The 19546-nt window shown below is 38.9% G+C and carries 11 protein-coding genes; 2 read left to right on the top strand and 9 right to left on the bottom strand.

The window, feature by feature from the left end; translation table 11 throughout:
* Positions 1-183 precede the first annotated feature (183 nt).
* The 9 genes from OOZ15_RS18645 to OOZ15_RS18605 all read right to left on the bottom strand — a co-directional run bounded on the left by OOZ15_RS18645 (position 184) and on the right by OOZ15_RS18605 (position 16537).
* Complete coding sequence (locus tag OOZ15_RS18645; RefSeq protein ID WP_265957963.1) at positions 184-3138, bottom strand: M16 family metallopeptidase; 2955 nt, start codon at positions 3136-3138, stop codon at positions 184-186.
* Positions 3139-3262: 124 nt separating this feature from the next.
* On the bottom strand, positions 3263-4591 hold the full coding sequence (locus OOZ15_RS18640; protein ID WP_265957962.1) for a MutS-related protein: 1329 nt from the start codon (positions 4589-4591) through the stop codon (positions 3263-3265).
* Between the two features lie 4 nt (positions 4592-4595).
* Positions 4596-5921, bottom strand: coding sequence for a MutS-related protein (locus tag OOZ15_RS18635; RefSeq protein ID WP_265957961.1), 1326 nt, complete (start codon positions 5919-5921; stop codon positions 4596-4598).
* A 50-nt stretch (positions 5922-5971) separates the two neighbouring features.
* Positions 5972-8308, bottom strand: coding sequence for a Gldg family protein (locus tag OOZ15_RS18630; protein ID WP_265957960.1), 2337 nt, complete (start codon positions 8306-8308; stop codon positions 5972-5974).
* A gap of 20 nt (positions 8309-8328) precedes the next feature.
* The gene (locus OOZ15_RS18625; RefSeq protein WP_265957959.1) at positions 8329-9255 is read right to left on the bottom strand and encodes an ABC transporter ATP-binding protein; all 927 of its coding nucleotides are present in this window, start codon (positions 9253-9255) and stop codon (positions 8329-8331) included.
* A gap of 185 nt (positions 9256-9440) precedes the next feature.
* Positions 9441-10817, bottom strand: coding sequence for a RagB/SusD family nutrient uptake outer membrane protein (locus tag OOZ15_RS18620; RefSeq protein ID WP_265957958.1), 1377 nt, complete (start codon positions 10815-10817; stop codon positions 9441-9443).
* 19 nt (positions 10818-10836) lie between these two features.
* Complete coding sequence (locus tag OOZ15_RS18615; RefSeq protein ID WP_265957957.1) at positions 10837-14364, bottom strand: SusC/RagA family TonB-linked outer membrane protein; 3528 nt, start codon at positions 14362-14364, stop codon at positions 10837-10839.
* A gap of 177 nt (positions 14365-14541) precedes the next feature.
* Positions 14542-15705 carry a FecR family protein gene (locus tag OOZ15_RS18610; protein ID WP_265957956.1) on the bottom strand — a complete coding sequence of 388 codons (1164 nt, stop codon included), beginning with the start codon at positions 15703-15705 and terminating at the stop codon, positions 14542-14544.
* 280 nt (positions 15706-15985) lie between these two features.
* The gene (locus OOZ15_RS18605) at positions 15986-16537 is read right to left on the bottom strand and encodes an RNA polymerase sigma-70 factor (RefSeq protein ID WP_265957955.1); all 552 of its coding nucleotides are present in this window, start codon (positions 16535-16537) and stop codon (positions 15986-15988) included.
* Between the two features lie 649 nt (positions 16538-17186).
* On the opposite strand from OOZ15_RS18605, the gene OOZ15_RS18600 reads away from it, so the two are divergent.
* Positions 17187-17951, top strand: a complete 765-nt coding sequence (locus tag OOZ15_RS18600; protein ID WP_265957954.1) for a LytR/AlgR family response regulator transcription factor — start codon at positions 17187-17189, stop codon at positions 17949-17951.
* Between the two features lie 79 nt (positions 17952-18030).
* Entirely contained in the window at positions 18031-19500 is a 1470-nt protein-coding gene (locus OOZ15_RS18595; protein ID WP_265957953.1) for a hypothetical protein, read from the top strand.
* The last annotated feature ends 46 nt before the right edge of the window (positions 19501-19546 follow it).

Below are 19546 nucleotides of genomic sequence, written 5' to 3'. Positions count from 1 at the left end.
AAATGAAAGGATTTGGAACAAAAAGCCGGATAATTTTTTAGGTAGTATGCCCATAAGGAACTACGGCGATATTTTAAATCAGTTCTCTGCAACCTATTAAAAAAGGGGCAGACTTTAGGTGAAAATCTGACCCTTTGGTATTTTAGTTTATATACTCTTTTTGGGATATATTTATTTCGAGCCTCAATACCCAAAAATATCTTCCAGACTGAACTTTTTGAGTTCACCTATTTTCTTAAGGTCGTCATCGCTGATGACCTCTTCTGAACCTATGATACAGTAGGTAAAGGGTTTTTGGGATATTTTACTGTTGTGGAAGGTGTTTATATCTTCAAAAGCAATCCTATCCATGGCCTCATACACCTCTTTGCGTATGTCGTAATCTATTCCCTTGTCTTTTGCTCCCAGATAAAGGTAAATTGGATTACTTTCTGTGATGCGCTGGGTTTGTATGGATTTTTTTATGGATTCCTTGGAGTTCTCAAAAGCTTTTTCGTTTAACGGAAGCATATTTAAGAGCTCGTTCATACCGTCCACCGCTTCCAACATTTTATCTGCCTGACTTCCTACGTAGGCAAACATGTTAAATTTTTGCTCTTTTTTGGAAGGGATTGAATAATTGGCATAAGTCGCATAAGCCAAGGCTTTGGACTCCCGAATGGTTTGGAATACTATAGAGCCCATCCCCCCACCAAAATATTCATTAAAAACAGTAATTACCGCTTCTTGGCCTGGGGTGTAATCCTCTATGTTCCTTACCCATTGTATCTCGCTTTGTACCATATCGTAATCTGCAAACAGCACACGGTTTTTGTCCTGTACTTCATAGGTGTACCTCACCTTTTCAGGATAGGCTGTAAACTTTTTCGGCATTTTATGGATGGATGCCAGTTCTTTCTTCAACTCTTTTAGGGGTTTTGGCCCGAAATATACCACTGAGTGTTTGTAATTCAACAGATTGTGCAAAATCGATATAAGCTGATTGGAAGTCAGGGCTTCTATCTCCTCATTTGGGATGACATCGTTAAACGGATTTTTGGCACCATACACACCATAGTTCACCAAACCCCTTAAGATATTCTGTTTGTTCAGTTTACTATCCGCCCTACCCTTTAATATCCTGCCTTTTAACTGTTCCAGGGCTTCTTCATTGGGCTTACAGTTGTATATGACATGCTCAAACAGCTTGGTTATTTCGTTAAAGTTCTCCTGCAGGCCTGTAAAGGTTACATTAGTCACTTCACCTGAAGCATTTACCGTATAACCGCTGGCTAGTGAATAGAGTTTTTTATTCAGTGCTTCTGAAGTGTATGTGCCGGTTGACAAATAATTAAGGTAGGCAAGGGCTATGGGCAGGTATTTGTTGTTATAACTTCCCATGTCAAAACGATATTGCATGGTAAACAGATCGCTTTCTTTATTCTGTATGTAAAGCAGTTCGGTGTTTTGGAACCTGTCTTTGGTAAGATCTTTGTCAAAATCCACCCATTGCGGCTGTATGGCTCTTACTTCCGTGTTTTTGATTTTGCTGACAAAAGCCGATTCCTTTCCTGCATTGGTCTCTACAGGGGTAATGGCCGGTTTGTCCACCTTTACCATGTTTTTATCCTCTCCCTGCCTTTTATAAATAGTGAGGTTGTTGACCGTAAAATACTTGTTGGCTACCGATACTATATCGTCTTTAGTAAGTTTGGACAAATCATCCAACCATGCCACATCCTTGTCCCATTCACTGTTATTGCTTTTGATGAATATATTCAATAAAGCCCCTAACCTGCTGTTGTTGGATTTTAAGGCCTCTTGCTCGCCCAATTTATAATTGGCGATAATAGCCGTTAATAAATCTTCATCAAACTCCCCTTGCTTTAATTTTTCCATTTCTTCCAACAGGATGTTCTTTACATCGTCTAAGGTCTGATCTGCTTTTGGGGAACCCCCCAGCATAAAAACCCCATAATCCTTGTACTGCAACAGATGATTGTATGCTCCCTGCATTTTCTGTTTTTGATTGATATTAATGTCCAACAACCCTGCTTTTCCGTTGCTCAACACAGAGGTAATAAAGTTCAATATCATGGCTTCTTTGGTATAAGCTGCAGGGGTGCGCCAGGCTATCCGTACATTTTCCGCATTAGGGCCATATACTTCCCTAACCATTGGGGATGTAATAGGCTTTTCGGGAACCGGATTGTAGGTCTCGACCGGTTTTGACTGCATATATGAAAAATGCTTGTCAATTTTCGCAATTAGCTCATCGGTATCAAAGTCACCTACCATAATCACTGCCATATTGTTGGGGACATAGTATTTATTGTAATATTCTTTAATGGCAGTGATTGATGGGTTTTTAAGGTGTTCTATAGTTCCAATAGTAGTTTGTTGCCCATAATTATGTGTTGGGAACAAAGCATCGTTCATCACCTCATTCATTTTTTGTCCGTCATTATCCAGCGATCTGTTCTTTTCTTCATATACTGCTTCCAGTTCGGTATGGAACAGCCTGACCACCGGATTCCTGAAACGCTCGGCCTGTATGGTCAGAAACTTGTCCAGGGTGTTGGAGGGGATGTTTTCCTTATACACCGTTTCCTCTACCCAGGTATGTGCATTGGTCCCCTGTGAACCGATATCAGTCATCAGTTTATCGTACTCCCCCGCTATGGCATATTGGGACGCCTCATGAGAAACCTTATCTATTTCCTTGTAGATTTCCTTGCGCTGGGCTTCATCGGTAGTGGAGTTATATTTTTCGTAAAGTATTTCTATTTTATCCAGCAAGGACTTTTCCTTTTTCCAATCCAATGAACTAAACTGATCAGTACCCTTAAACAAGATATGCTCCAAATAGTGCGCTAACCCGGTATGGTCTTCCGGATCTGTATTACTTCCCGCCCTTACAGCTATGTTGACCGCTATACGTGGCTCCCTGTGGTTTTCGCTAAGGGCAACTTGCAGATCGTTGTCCAACGTATAAAAGCGGGTATTCATCGGGTCGTTTGTCACGTACCTATAGGTATACCCTTTGGAAGTAGCCTCCTTCCATTTGTATTCCTTGTTCTGGGCAAGGCTCATGCCGGAAATAAACAATATGGCACAGACTGTTGCCAACCTTTTGTAATTATTAAATATTAACCTCATATGATCTATAGTTTTTAGTAATTTATATCCATCTGTCTAAAAAAGACCGCCCCGTTGCAGGGCGGTCAAAAACCCTAACTAATTCAAAAAGAAACAAGATTTGGTTTATAGTTTGTTTTTTGGTCTACCTACTTCCTTTAATAATCTCTAATATCCTTTCATTTTTAATGATCATCATACCTTGTCTATCATTTGTAATCCCTTTTTCCAGTTGGTAGGTGTAGGCAGGCACTTTACCTTCAACTATTGTTGGCAGGTATTTGAAGAACAAGCTGTGGTTGTTCTTTCTAAGTGCTTCCCCGGCTTCCATGATATGGGTAGAGACAATGAAAGTTCCCTTATTTTTAGAAAAGGCATCTATTATGGATATGGTAGCCTCTGAAGCATCTTTTACATTGGTCCCTTTAAACAGTTCGTCAAAAACAACGAGCAACTGTTTCTTGGAAGCCACTTCCTGGGCTATATGCTTTACCCTTAACACTTCTGCATAAAAATGACTGTATCCTTTCGATATGTTATCAGGGACATTAATGGAGGTGTATATCCCATCATGTACGGAAAATGTCATTTCCTTTCCCGCTATAGGAAATCCCATGTGTGCCAGGTATACAGCTACGCCAACAGATTTCATAAGGGTGGATTTTCCGGCCATGTTGGCCCCGGTTAAAAAGAAAACATTTTTATCTTTTCCAATGTATATATCGTTAGCCACAGCATTAGCAATAGCGGGATGATACACCCCTTTGATGTCAATATACTTTTCGCTTTTATCCACGGCTTTTGCATAGGCATATTTGTTTTTACGGGCGACATTGGAAACCGTTATATAAACATCTATAGCATAAACGCCTTGTAACAAATCTTCCATTTGGTCATAAAACAAGCCTCTAAGGATATAATCCAGTTTTAAAAGTTGCTTGAAGCCTAAGTGACGAACTTCCTTACATTCCCAAACTGGTTTAAACTTCTTGTTGTTCAGTATTCCCAACAGTCTCTTTACCTCGTCCCGGTAAGGTATATTAGCGGCTTGCTGATCAATGCTTTGAAGAAACCTTTTTAATCTAACAAGCACTGCTATGGTCTTCTCCAAGTCTTCCCTTATCAGAACATACGCTTCATCATTGGCTATCACGTTTAACAGCTTGCCCCGGATGATAGCAAAACCTGCTGTTACCCGATTTCTTGGTGCCGGGGTGTTAAGGTAGTTTTCAAAGACTTCAAATTCCTGGGTGTCAAATGGCAGGGAAACCCTTATTTTTTCAAAAAAAGAAATTATCGAACTCCTTTTGTTGATTTGCTCTACCTTGGTAAATGGATGCTGAAACATCTTTTCCAAAAGCCTATCTCCCCCTTCGGTAATAGTACCGCTGAAAAAACTGAATATAGAATCCCTCTTGTATCGCCCTAGGATATTTAAATCGTTCAGGGTCTGTTGGTCGATTACAAACGCCATGCTTTTAAGGTTTTAAAATGTCTAAAATATTTTCATTTTGAATAATCAACATCCCGTGTCTATCACTGGTAATCCCTTCGGCAACGGTGTAGGTATATCGGGGATTGTTTCCTTCCATAATGGTTGGCAGATAGAGGAATTTGATATTGTCACGCAGTTTTTTTAAATCTTCCCCCGCTTCAATAATGTGGGTTGAAATAATAAAGGTACATTTACCGTTGCCGGCAAAGGCATCCATCACGGCGACCGTTGCTTCATGGGCATCTTTAACGTTGGTTCCCCTGAACAGTTCATCGAATATCACTATCAATCGGTCGTTTTTATTAACGCTCTCCGCCACCTTCTTAACACGGGTCACTTCCGTATAAAAATGACTAAAGCCCATATTTAAGTTATCGGCAAGGTTAATGGTGGTAAACATGCCGTTCTGGATAATGAAGCGCATGCTTTTTGCCGGCACAGGAAAACCAATATGTGCCAGATACATGGCTATGCCAAAGGTTTTCATAAAGGTGGATTTACCCGCCATATTGGCCCCGGTCAAAAAGACCATATTGTCCTTTTCTGTTATACTAATATCATTGGAAACGGCATCAGGTACCAAGGGATGGTAAACCTCATTCATTTCAACGATACAGGTGCCGGTTTCTTCTATTTTAGCAAAGGAAAATCCCAACTCTTTGGCTACCTGTGCTACCGCAATGAACACATCAATCCTGTATGCGTAATGCAGTAGTTTTAACAGCTCTTTTTTAAGGGAAAAGCGAAAGAGTTGGTCGTATTCAGCGGTTTGAGCATGGGACAACTTGCCTATCTTATCCATGTCTTTTATAAAAGAAAGCTCAACCCTATCCAAGATAGCATATATGCCCTCCATGTCCTGAACAAAACAGTCCCCCGCTTTCCTCTCTTTTATAGTTGACATAAAAGAATTAAATTCTTTTAACAAGGCTATGCAACTGAGTACTCCATTTTGAAATTGTTCATACTGAACATTGGCTCCAATGATGCGGTCGAACTTATGTTTTAGCTTATCCTCATCACCAGTAATCCGGGTGCGTTCATCAGTATTACTTAAATAGAATTCTATAGTGTCAAAAATCACAGTAGTGAAAGGGAACGTAAAATCCTGTTCCTTAAAATAACGGATCACATTAACCCGATAAGAAATCTCTTCTGCCCGGGAACAAGGGTGAAGAAACATGTCTTTGAGGATTTTTGCGCCTCCATTGGTGCTGGTATTATTGAAAAGTCCATACACATCTTGGCTTTTGGGCCTTCCTATAATATTTAAATCATTAATGGTTTGTGAATCTATCTTAAAGGTCATAATCTTTGAATAGGATTAAATAATACAAATCGCTACTGAACAGTCTACTTTTACCGTCCCTTTCGTCGTAACCATACGATTAAAAACACCAATGCCAATACGGCCGGAAGAACCACCTTATACAGGACATTTAAATAAGTCAGGCTGCTTTTTTTAAGGTTTATTTCATTATCCGAGGGAATCGGGCGGCGTACATCTATCGGTACTTCATTATCCGATAACCAAAAGAATATTCCTGTAGCCATATTAAAGTTCATTCCTTTAACCCAGGCTCTTTGTTGAGAAAGTTCCGCATTACTAAGGCAGTCGGCATCTCCCAAAATCATAATCTTTTGCTCCTTTTCATCTACTTTACGCCTAAGGGCCAATGCTGTTGTTAGTGGACCCGATGTATCACCCTTGGAAGGGGTGTAAATAGGTGTTTCATCTATAAAGTTAGTGGGGTTTAACTCATTCCAAGACCCTACGGAATCAAGGGGTCTTAACGTCCCTACCTTATCCGATACCAGCACAGGGGTATAACTAAACCCATCTTTTTCTTCATACGAAATCCCTACTGCACCTTCCATACTTACCACCGCTTCATTCTTTTCTATTTCCGCAAATTGATAGGAGATTTCCTTGCCTTCAGGAGTAACAGCAGCAGTAATAAGATCCATCGTATAGCCTTTGTTATGTTCTACTACCTGACCCGGCATAAATTGAACCCCCAGTTTTTCAACAATCGGGTTCATGTTGTCCTGCCGGTTTAGGTCTCCAGCTACGATTAAATTACCGCCCCGGTCAATATAATCGTTTAGGTTTTTTACCTCTTCTTCAGAAAAAGCCTTTTTGGCATCGGCAATGACTAAAATATTGATGTTTTTGGGGATAGGAGAAGACAGTTCAAATTCGGTAAAATTGAACCCGTTGTTTACCAGTGCATATCGAAAGGGTTTCTTTTTAGCCAGGCTATAATAACCCCTGGAGCCAAAATCATTTACATCCCTTTCTCCATGGCCTTTTACAAAACCTACTTCCGGTAAGGTAGTTACTAATCTTTTAAAAGCTGCCGTTATTTGGGCTTCATCTGGAATCACCTTCATATCGTCATAAAAACGTAAATAAACCGTTTCCCCTTCTTCATTGGTAATAGTGGTTACCGTACTGTATAATTCCGCTTTTAAGTCAATCTCCTCTGCAAAACCCTCAGCTCGTTTAAAAACATCAGGATTTACGTCAAAAATGCTACTGGTTTTATTCAAAGCCTGTTCTTCGGTTAGTCCCTCAAACCTTTTATTATGGTCCTTTAACATACTCTCGTCTGTAGGGAGTTCGTAATAAAAATTATAGTCAAATTTCATATTGGGATAAAACCGACTGTACTGTTCGTATCTGTTTATATCCCTTTTTTGGTTACTCGGCGATCCATAGAAAAAATACCTGTCAAAGATATTGGCATAGGTAGTGACCTTTACTTTTCCTTTTAATTGAGAAAGCACCTTTTGGCTGTTTTGGGTTAACGTATTCTGGTTGGTGCGGGTAGCATCATAGTAGCCCTTAATACCCGGAAGGGCACTTACATAACCTATTAGCGCCACCATCATAAAAGCACCGACATAACGTAAAAAAGAAGTTTGCCGTGAGGTTTTTTCCCTAATAGCTTTTAGCCTAAAGAGGGTAAACAAGAGGAACAGTGCCGACACTAAGATAAAATATAATACATCCTCACTGGCCACTAACCCCCTTATCAAGGTTCCGGATCTTCCTTCAATGGATAACCAATAGGTAATGTCCCGTACAAATGCGATGTCTTGCCATAAACCACCAACAGCCGACAGTAATGATAAGCCGGCAAATGTACCAATGGCTGCAACTATTTGATACGAAGTAAGGGAAGACATAAACAAGCCAATGGCAGCATAGGTACAGATAACTAAGTATGCCCCAAAAAGGCCTGTCAAAATCAAGGGAAAATCAAATTCTTTGATCGCTGGGAAACCTAGAAGGGTTTCAGCAAATAGAATGATGACCATAACCAGACCAAAGGCCATCATGGAAACAAATTTCCCCAACACAATTTGCAGGTTAGAAATGGGGGAAGAATACAATAGTTTTATGGAACCTGAACCAAATTCCCGGCTTATCAGCCCCATGGTAAGCAAGGGAATGTACAAATACAAGTGGTTTAAGACTTTACTAAAAAAGCTATTATAGGGACCTGAAAATATCTGAAAGGTTAAATTTTGGGTAGTGTATCCTAATTCTGCATTTTTTACAAAGATGCTTAGGGTTTGCATCAAAACAATACCCGATTGAATGGAAAAAAGAATGAGGATTAACCATGCAATAGGAGAAAAGAACAACTTTTGAAGTTCCATTCTCGCTATTTTAAATATTATTTTCATCTATTTTAAAAATTTAGTGATTATTTAATTTTTGATAATTCAGAGAACACGTCGTTTAGTGAATTCTTCTCAGATCGAATCTCATCTAACCTCCAATTGTTTTTAACGCTTGCCGTAACAATACGCTCAATGGCACCGTCCAGATTTTTAAAGGACAAACGATAATTGAAACCATCCAAATTCTCTATCCTTTCAACCCCTTCAACACTTTGCTTAATATCCTCTTCGGAAGGCATTCCGAGCAAACGGACAAAAACGGTATTGGGCATTAGGTAATTATCAAATTCTTCGGTTTTACCAGAGAAAACCATTTTCCCATTGTTAATCATCAGTATATGGTCGCAAATGGCTTGTACTTCCGTAAGGACATGAGAGGAAAACAAAACCGCACGTTCCTGGGCAATTTCCTTTATCAACTTACGTATTTCTAAAATTTGGTTGGGATCCAGCCCATTGGTAGGCTCATCCAGTATGATAAAAGCCGGTTTGTGGATAATTGCCTGGGCAATCCCGACCCGTTGCTGATATCCCCCCGACAAATTGCGGATTAACCGCTTTTTAAAATGGGCAATGGAACATTTTTCCATGACCTTTTCAACAGCTACTTTGACTTCTTTGGTATCGATTCTTCGTAAATAGGCACAGTTGGTTAAATATTCTTCTACCGTAGTGTCGGTATATAACGGAGGATGTTGGGGCAGAAACCCTATCTGTTTTTTAGCCTCTATAGGCCTTTTAGACAAATCAATTCCCTTGATATAGACATTCCCTTGGGTTTGTTTTAGCACACCGCTCATAATATTCATGGTGGTAGACTTACCGGCTCCATTTGAACCAAGCAAACCATATATGCCTTTATCAGGTATTTCTATATTCAAATCTTTAACAGCCCATTGCGCACTATAGCGGTGGGACAGGTTCTCAACGCTCACTAAAGGATTTTTCATGTTTTTTTACTATTGATAAATAATTATTGAGGAAATACACCTAATTGAACTCATTTGAAAAAAATTCCAATAAGCCTGACTAAGGTTGCTCCCCTCGGAATAGACACAGGCTACCCTCTTGGTTAAAAAATGAGTCTCCCAAAAACTTTCGGGAGGCTCCTTTCAAAAAATCAAATTGAGTTCTTTTAAGGATTTTGTTCCCAATCAGGGTTAAAGCTCATGACCTGAACAGGTATTTGCAAGGTATACCTATCACTATCCGGGGGTAAAGTGGCTATAGTACTCCCCTCCGCTCCCAGTCGGGTAACTTCAGGCATCCTGCCTTCTGCTGCCAACCTTTTCATATCATACCACCTCAAGCCATTAAATGCAAATTCAAACGTTCTCTCGGTCAATATTTTTTGCAATACTTCTTCTTGGTCTGATGATTCAAACTTTACGTAATTTTCGGTAGTAAAGCGATTTTTGCGCAATTGATGCAGTTGTTCATTGGCGGTCACCAAATCATTATCGCGGGCAGCAGCTTCAGCGATTATCAAATGCATTTCACTGACCGAAGTACCCCAGTTAGGGTAGGCGTTCCAAATGGATACCCCAAACGGGACGAATATAATTTCCCCCCTGGCAGGTGGGGTGTTAGGGTCCCAGGGTTGAGTATAGTAAATCTGCCTTCTCAGGTCGTTTTCCTCAAACGAATTATAAAATTCGAGCGTAGGAAACTGGATATTTGTCCCCCCATATTTGGCATAGATAGTTCCGGACCTTTGTACTAATGAAGGAAACTCTGTGGAGGTAGCCATCAGTTCTTCATAATTGATAATGGGATCAAGACTGTAATCTATGGCCATTTGCGCATTATCGGCAGCTATGCTGTATTCTCCCATATACAAGTAAGCCCTGGCCAGCACGCTGTATCCTGCCGCCTTAGAGGCTCGAAAACGATTGTCGCTATTGTCTTCGGGCAAGTTGGGAAGCGCTTCGGTAAGGTCTTCTATGATATGGTTGTATATTTCCTGTACAGTGCTACGATTGGGCACTTCATCTGTAACATCTACTCCGGTCATAAACGGAACGGCCAAGTCTTGGTTTGCAGTAGAAGGGTTATATACCTTGCCATACAAATTAACCAAGTGCAAATATTCAAAGGCCCTGCCCAATAAGGCTTCGGCCTTGAGTTTGTTTTTTACTTCTTCGGTGCCTCCACTTGCGTTTTCCACGTCTTTAATTACCGCATTAACATGGTAAATAAACCCGTAGTGGTCTTCCCAAATAGGTGTAGAGGCACTGGTAACGTCCTCATTAAACTGGGATTGCCAGGTGTAAACCCTGCTATTAATATCTACAGGTGGATCGGACACATCTAACTTATCGGCAAAATCTGACAACAAATTCATTTCATCGGGATAGAAGCCGTAATAATTATTCATCCATAAATCGTAATCCTCAACGGTTTCTAAAAGCCTCACGCCCTTAGGGTCAACATCCAGATAATCGTCACAAGACTGCAAGGTTACAGTCAGGAACAAAAGGAATATAAATGGTCTATCTATATATTTTTTCATCTTTTAAAATTTAATGTTCTTAGAAACTAACAGTAACTGCAAGGGTGTAGGTAGGTGTTAAGTAAGATTTTTCAAAACTACCCGTGGCCGGGCTGAAATTATAATCATTAAACCCTACCGTATAGATATTAGAAGCCTGAAATCTAAGCTCCAGGTCCGAAAGCCCCATTTTGTCGATGCCCTGATTCCTTAAACTGTAAGCACAGGTTAGGTCGGCCAAAGTGAGATAAGCTCCGTTTACCGTGTACATATCTGTAGCCCCAAGGTATACATCATAGCCCGAACGATAACCTACGGCAGGCAATATAGTGGGGTCGGCCTCGTCACCGGGTTGCTTCCAGTAATCTGAAGCCCCTTCTATAGGTCGGGTGGCAAGGGGGGTGGGTACCGGTACACGGGACTTAAACCCTCCAAAATAGTTTACCATAGCATAGGCATAAAAATCGCCTATATCTACCCTATTGCTCAATCCTAAACTTATCTTAGGAATGGAAGAACCTACGTACTTAACATCTCCCTTTTCCTGATCTTCTAAAATAGGCTTGATATTGCCTTCACTATCATAAATCAACGGAGCCCCGTTTTCGTCAACCCCGGCGTATTGGTAATTGAATACAGCACCTACTTCATATCCTTCTAAATAATTAGAATAGCCATTGGCATCTATATATTGCCTGGAAGTTCCATTGTCTATATTATATACACTCAACACCTTACTGTCATTATGAGAAAAAACAAGACCGGTATTCCAGTTAAATCGTTGGTTGGTTATCCAATCGGCATTCAGTTTAAACTCGATACCATTGTTCCTAACCGAAGCTTGATTGATTAAAGCGGTAGCTACTCCCCGCGTAGGGTCAACCCGTGTGGTGGCCAGCAGGTCGGTGCTCTTTTTGACGTAATAATCAATGCTTCCCCTTACATTCTTAAAGAGATCATAGTCCAACCCTACGTTAATGTTATGGGTTTGTTCCCAACGGAGCCCCCTATTTGCCGGTGAAACAAGGTATAGACTCGGGATAAAGTTGGTCATACCAAAATTAAAATTACTATTTCCCGCAATGATTTGTGGGAGTGAGTTTTTGGCAACGTTTCCGTTAAACCCATAGGCAGAACGAAGCTTTAAAACGTTTACCCAATCGGCACCTTCCATAAACCTTTCTTTATTGATGTTCCACGCTAAACCCACAGACCATAAAGGTTTGTAACGATATTTAGGGTCCGTACCAAACAAGTTTGACTGGTCTATTCGTATACTCCCTGTTACAGAATACCTGCCTTTATAGGTGTAGGCTGCATTGGCATAGGCCGAAACATACCTGTCCTCTGCATATTGCTGATTGAAAAGCTCATTATAGAAGATAGTAGGATTACTAAAAGCGTAATTGGGCGAAATACTAAAGTTAGCAAACAAAGATCGTACATCTACTCCTTGGTGGGTCAAAGTCTGGTCGTTATAGCCAAAGTAGGAAGCGGTGTTTGATTCATTAACAATAGTCCTGATCTCAGAACCCAAAATAGCGGTAAGGGCGTGGTCTTCTTTTATTTTTTTATTCCAGTCTAACTGGGCACGAAGTGTATAACCCTGTGTTTTGAGCGCTTGTTGTCTTAAAAAACCTCCCATCGGCACATTGTACACTAATGATTCATTAGGTCCATTGGTTGTATAGCGGTTAATCATTTGACGGGCTACTGTTGAGTTTTCTTTGGCATAGTAGTCCACGTCTGTTCTGGAAGTTTCATACACCCCGCCGAACCTTAAATTTAATTCGTTGCTCAATCGATAGTTAAAATTGGCGGTAATGCGGTTGTTTAATGTCTTGGAGTCATCATTTATCGCATATACATCTGCCAAAGGATAATACATATTGTCCAATAACCCCCTGTCCATCAAAGCCTGGTTATAGTAAGGGTTGGCATTGGAACCGTTATGTAATGGCAATGGATTTCCCGCTTGGTCATGGAAGCGTTCGTAAGGGTAAATGTTATTGATGTCGGGAAAAGGAGAAGATTCACTGATACTTTGCTGGAAAAAGTTGGTCAAATCCAGTGAAAAACGGTCTGAGAAATTAAACGTCCCCCTTCCTGACAGCTGAAAACTTTTGTTGCCATTTTCAATAAAATTAGACTTCGTGTCGATAAAATTGGCATTCAAATAATACAACACATTCTCATTCCCTCCGGATATATCAAGGTTATATAAATTGGTTATCGCTGTACGTTGGAACAATTCACCATATTCTTTGGCATTGTTATAGGAACCCAATTCACTGAATTGTTGTTCTGCCTGTTCAGGTGTGATAACCCCGGCTGCTTGTTGGGCCACAATAATTCTGGGGGCTTGGTAATTATACCAACTGCCGTTATTTATATCGGTTAACCACCCCCATTCATCGGCAGAGGTTGCACCTTCATAAAGGCCCCTGTAATAATCAATATTGGTGTTAGCCCCATCCTTATCCCAGCGGTACCTACCATAATTTTCCTTAGGTGTTATACTGGTTGCCTGACGAAAATCCACCCTCAGTTTACCCGCCTTGGCTTTCTTACGTTCTATTATAATTACCCCGTTAGAAGAGCGAACTCCGTAAATAGCAGCGGCCGCAGCATCTTTTAAAACAGTAACAGACTCTATGTCGTTGGGGTTTATCATGTCTAAGGAAAGGTCTGTGGGAAAACCATCCACCACAATCAAGGGGCTGCTATTTCCATTGATAGTAGAAATACCCCGGATCTGAAAAAGATTATTGCCTTCAAATTGAACATCGTTATTAATGAGCAGCCCGGGTATTTTATTTTGTATACCTTGTAAAAAGTTGGTTGTATTTATCCTACTGTCATATTCCCTGGGGGTAAGGGTAGAAACACTCCCTGTACTTTGCTCCGGTTCTATCTTTTGGTAACCGGTACTTATTACTACTTCATCTAATTCGGAAACATCACGTATTAAAACAACGTCAATCTTATTTCGATCGCCTACCACAATTTCTTGTGTTTTATAACCAAGTGACCCTACTACTAATATGCTCTCTGTACTCGGCACAAGTAAAGAGTAGTTCCCATCAAAATCTGCTTCAGTACCCTTCATGGTGCCTTGTATGAAAACATGTGCACCGGTAACAGGTATACCTTGTTCATCGGTGATACTTCCGGAGACCTGAAGTTGTTGGTCTGCATTATTACCATCTTTTCTCCAGACGACAATAGTTTTGTTTTCCGTAACTCTATAGTTGAAATTATTAGAAGGTAAACTTTCCCCCAGCAATTTTTCTACTTTCATTGCCCCTTTTTTAAGGTGTACTTTGGGAAAATTTTTAAATAAATCTACCTGATATACAAAAGTATACTCTGTTTGATCCATAACAAGATCGAACACTTCATCAACTGTTACCCATCTATCATCCTCAATCTCGATTTTTTGTGATAACGCATTTTTAGGCGTAAAACTAAACACCATAAAACAGCTTAAAAACACCAGTGTTTTCATAAGCATCATAAGTAATCGTTTTCCGTACAGGAAACCGACATCCATAAATTTAATTTCCATAAATTTGTATTGTATTGATTAGTTTAACATTAATTAATCATTCAAGGGGGTGAAATTTCGGCGGTGAGATGTTGATATTTCTACCCTCTTTTTTATGTTGACTCCACCTTGTTATGCTTTACAGATGATAGCCCTTCTGTTTTTTATTCGCTCATATTTGTAATTATTAGGTTTATGTTAGTTTATAGTAATGGTTTTATTGTTTACCTGATAACTGTTTATATACATGGCATTTTTAAAGAGGTTTAATATTTCCTCCAGGTTTTGGTTACGGCTAAGGGTTCCTTTAAACTCAATAACCTCCAATTCCCTGTTTTGGATAAGGATTTCCACATCATACCAACGTTCCAGGACCTTCATGATCTCTTTTAAAGATTTGCTCTTAAACATGAACAGTCCGCGTTTCCATGCCACGGCAGTGTTTATATCGCCTTCCGTTACGGTCAGTTCACCGGTAGACAGGTTTAAACTGGATTGTTGTTCAGGTGCGAGGACTTCTTTTTTGCCCTGGTAACTTACTGCTACCCTACCCTTAACAAGGGTGGTATATGCATTGGTATCGTCCTTATAGGCCTTTACATTAAACTCGGTACCTAACACCTGTATTTCCTGTCCTTTATAATACACTTTGAAATCAGCCCCCCCATGCTCGGTGCTGTGTGATACTTCAAAATAGGCCTCTCCGTAAACGAGTTCCACCTCCCGGGTTTTCCCTTCGGGAAAAGCAACCGGGTATTTTAACCGGGATTCGGAATTCAGCCATACTTTAGTGCTGTCGGACAATTGTATAAAAAACTGTCCTCCCCTTGGAATAGTAAGATAGTCATATGCTACCTCCAATTCTTTGTTTTTTGAAGTGTTATATACAATCTGGTTTCCATTGCTAATTACATTTTTAGATTGATAGGCGGTCCCTTCTTGCAAAGTCACCACCTCTCCATCTTCGCGGGTAAGGGTAGCCTTATTAATGCCAGCTTCTATAATATCCACAACTGCAGGAGGTGTTTGTTGTGTTTGAAATAATTCACCTTTGAAAAAATAAGTAGTTGCAAGTCCTATGAATAGAACCGCAGCTGCTGCATAATGCCATACTGCGAGTTTCCTTACAGGGGCACTGATTTTCTTTAAAATCTTTTCCCTGTCCGCTTTTTCATCTATTTGTCCTCCCAGGGCGAGTCGTTGCTTTATCAGATCCTCTTTAGTCAAATATTTCAGAATATATTGCTTATCCTCATCACTGAACAGATCCGTCTCCTCTAAATGTGTAGGTTTTTTATCTCTTAGCAGCGAAGCTGCAATCTGTTTTGACAACGTTATGGCTTTCTTAAAACTTGATATCATTATGTGAAGCTTATACTACTAAGACAACAAAAAGGGTGGGGTGGGTTAAAAAAAATTAAAAAAAATAATTATGAACCTTAATCCCATTTTAAAACCAACTGGATTGGTTATACGCTGTGGATGAAGTAAGCTATTCATAGAATTATTTAGAAATTTATAAAAAAGCAAAGGATCTTTGACAAAAGAAGACCATGGAGCCCCTTGTATTACAATAACTGAACTACGGAAACCATATTTTTGTATAAAAGTTCAACATTCTAATGCGCAGACAAACCATATTTTAGCCCTGAAGATCTATGATTAATAATAACGAGAAGTATTTACCTAATAGTGGTTTTAACCGTTTATAGGCTATTCTTTTTTGAGTTTTAACCGTATTTACCGAAATCCCCAGCTCTTCAGCGATTTGGGAATTTGTAAGATTTTTAATACTCAATCTAATTATTTTCTTGCATTTATTAGGCAGCGTATTAATTGCTTTTTCAATAATGGTAGATGTTTCCACGATAACTATCTCACGTAAGAAAAAGGACTCTTTTACAAGCTTTTCAATCTCGTGGTTTGCCATGTGGTTGGTAGTGACATAGCGTTTGCTTTTCAAATGGTTTAGGCATTTATTTTTCACAGAGGTATAGAGGAAAGATTTGATACTGTCTCGACTTTTAAATTCAATCTCGTCTTTCCATATTTTAAGAAATACTTCCTGGACAATATCTTTTGATTCTTCGAGGTTTTCAACGTACTTATCGGCAAAGAGACACAGGGGTTTATAAAGCTCCACGAATAATTTCTTATAGTCCTTTAATGACAACTTATATAAGTCTGAATTCATACTTTGTCTCATTAGTGGGCACTTAAAACCCATTGATTTTCAATTGTTTATTTTTTAGTTTATTAACATCTTTGCAATCGTATTTCGTAAGTATCTCTATTACAGGGATTTTGTCGAGTAGCGATATGCTGAGAATCTGTGTTTTATACAGCATAGGAGAGCCATAAAAATGCCAAAGCCCTTATTTATTATTTTAATCTTTGTAATTTAGGCTTTTCGTTATGGAATCACAATTGGAAATAAATAAATTAACCTTTTTGTTGTATAAAAATGCATTTCCATGTAATATTTGGTAAGAATTGTTTTTTATAAAAAATTAAGTACTATTCAAATTTTTGTTTAAAATTGATGTAACTGCTTTATGAAGAAGGATCAGAGGTTAATAGCGATCGTTGTTGATAATGGGATTGGAAGAGTCGCTTCAGGGCGGATGAAAATCAAGAAATCGTAACCATAGATCACAGGCTACTTTGATAATGAATTAAGGGATCAGCATGTACAGCATAATTAACGCAAAATATCGGTAATAATACATGATTTAAAAGAAGGAAAAGATCCCTCATGTACTAATGTGGTGCTTTCTATCCCCTTAAAGTTAAAGAGAAACTTTATAGACAGAAAATAATTTAGTCACAAATAATCCCGAAAAATGGAAAAAGTAAAAGCAATAGTGATTGATGATGAAAAAGCAAGTTTGGATATACTTGAACACTTTTTAGAAAAATATTGTCCACATTCCGTAAATGTTGTTGGTAGATCCACTGAGATAGAGGAAGGTATAGTGCTTATTAATAAACTTAGACCGGAATTGTTATTTATGGATATCATGATGAACGAAGGAACCGGTTTTGATATTCTGGACGAGATTGATGAGTATAATTATAAAATAATCTTTGTAACGGCCTTTGATAATTTTGCAATAAAATCTTTTCAGTATAATGCCATAGATTACATATTGAAACCTATTCAGCTGGAGGATCTTATACTTTCCGTTAATAAAGCCACTAGTGAAATCAGAGCGAATGTGTATACAGAGAAAAGGCAATTGGATATGTTGTCCAATGTTATTGATAATATAAATATAGCATTTCAAAAAATAGTCATCCCATCCAATAACAAAATTGATTTTGTAAAGATGGAAGACATAGTGTATTGTAAATCTGATGGAAGATATACTACTTTTTATCTAATTGACGGTCAGGAACTGGTGTCTTCAAAAAATCTGGGGGAGTATGAAACCATGTTGGATAGTAACTTTTTTTATAGAGTACACAATAGTTATATAATAAATCTAAATCATATAGTAAGAATCACTAAAGAATCGGGTTGTTATTGTTATATGGTAAACGGAAAATCAATTCCCATTGCTAAAAGAAGACAAGACCTGTTGTTTCGTTTTTTAAACGTTAAATAATAATTAGAAGATATAAAAAGGGCTCACAGGGCATTTTTTTTTCGGGTTGTTAACTGTTATAAAGCATTTGCTTTTTTATATGAGATCAGGATATTTTACCATATTTTTTATGCTAATGATGGCTGAAGTACTTCCGCAGGAAGTACCGGATTTTCTAGTGCACAAAAAAATGATCGTTCGCGGAGATTTTGTGGTTATAGGAAATAATGTTGTAAGCAAATACGCTACAAAACCGTATAGCGGTAATGAAAAAAACGATGTGGTACCGGTAAAATATGTTGATATAGATCATGATCCCACAACTTTTAGCTCTAGCTCGGCTGTTTTGAACATACCCAATGGCAGTGGAAGAATTGTTTATGCAGGATTGTTTTGGACAGGAATATACGAATATAGCATAGGTGTTAAGAGGAGACACAATAATAGGTATGTGTACAAAGAAAAAGAAGGGAGAGGAGAAGGCTTTGATAAGGTAAAATTCAAAATGCCGGGGAGTAATTATATCAATATCAACGGAACGATTTTAATGAATCAGACGGACAAACCGGGAAAACCGTATTTGTGTTATGCAGATGTCACTGAAATTATAAATTCATCTAAAACGTATAAAGGAAATTATACCATAGCCAACGTAACTGCTACCCAGGGCTATGTGCTGGGAGGAAGTTCAGCGGGGTGGTTGCTCTTTGTGGTTTATGAACACCCGGAGGAATCCCTTAAGGAAATAAATGCATATAGTTGTTTTGAAGTTGTAAACGCTACTCAGAAGAAGATACCTTTGGGAAACCTCTATACCCCTAATCAAAGTGAAAAAAAAGCAAAACTGGTATTGGCAGCATTAGAGGGAGATAAAAATATCAAGACGGATAAGGTTGGTGTTGGCTACGGAAAAACAAAAACACTGAACGTATTGGGATCAGAGAACAGACCCAAGGATAATTATTTTAACAGCACGATTACATTTAACGGGAGGCATTATAAAGAAAGAACACCCAAGAGTCATAACACCATGGGTTTTGATCTTGCTACAACATATATCTTTAATGAGGATGAATCTTTGGGAGAGAAAGAGGATATATCATTAGTATTAAAAAGTAGAAGGGATAAATTATTTTTGTTTTTTACCGCAATCCGGACCGAAATACCCGAAACAGATCCGGAAACCATAGACACGGTGGAGCATGCTAAGCATTTGGTCAAAGAAATGGATTCTTTCCCTTCAGATGTAGATAGTCTATTGAAGAAGGTCGAAGTTCATTCCATTGCAATGCAAAAGGTCAAAATACGGCAGTCTGCGGATATTCCGGGCATAGAACCTGGATATTACTTGATAACGAATGTGTATAGTGATAAGTACTATGCAGAGGTATGGTTAAGTTATTTGGTTAAAGAAGGCTACCAGCCGGGGTCTTTTATAAATCCGCATAATGGATGGACCTATGTTTATCTGAACAGAAAGGACACTATGTACCAGACACAAGAATTCCTGGTGTCGTTAAGGGAAAAGAATGCCTTTAAAGATGTTTGGATAATGAAAGTGAACTTATAAAGTGACCGGGATCTCGATAATGTTATTTCTTGTGATGGAAAGCGGG

Source organism: Galbibacter kalidii, assembly GCF_026241135.1.
Classification (GTDB): Bacteria; Bacteroidota; Bacteroidia; order Flavobacteriales; family Flavobacteriaceae; genus Galbibacter.
Note: the sequence above shows the minus strand (reverse complement) of the source record. Positions and strands in the feature narration are given on the sequence as shown.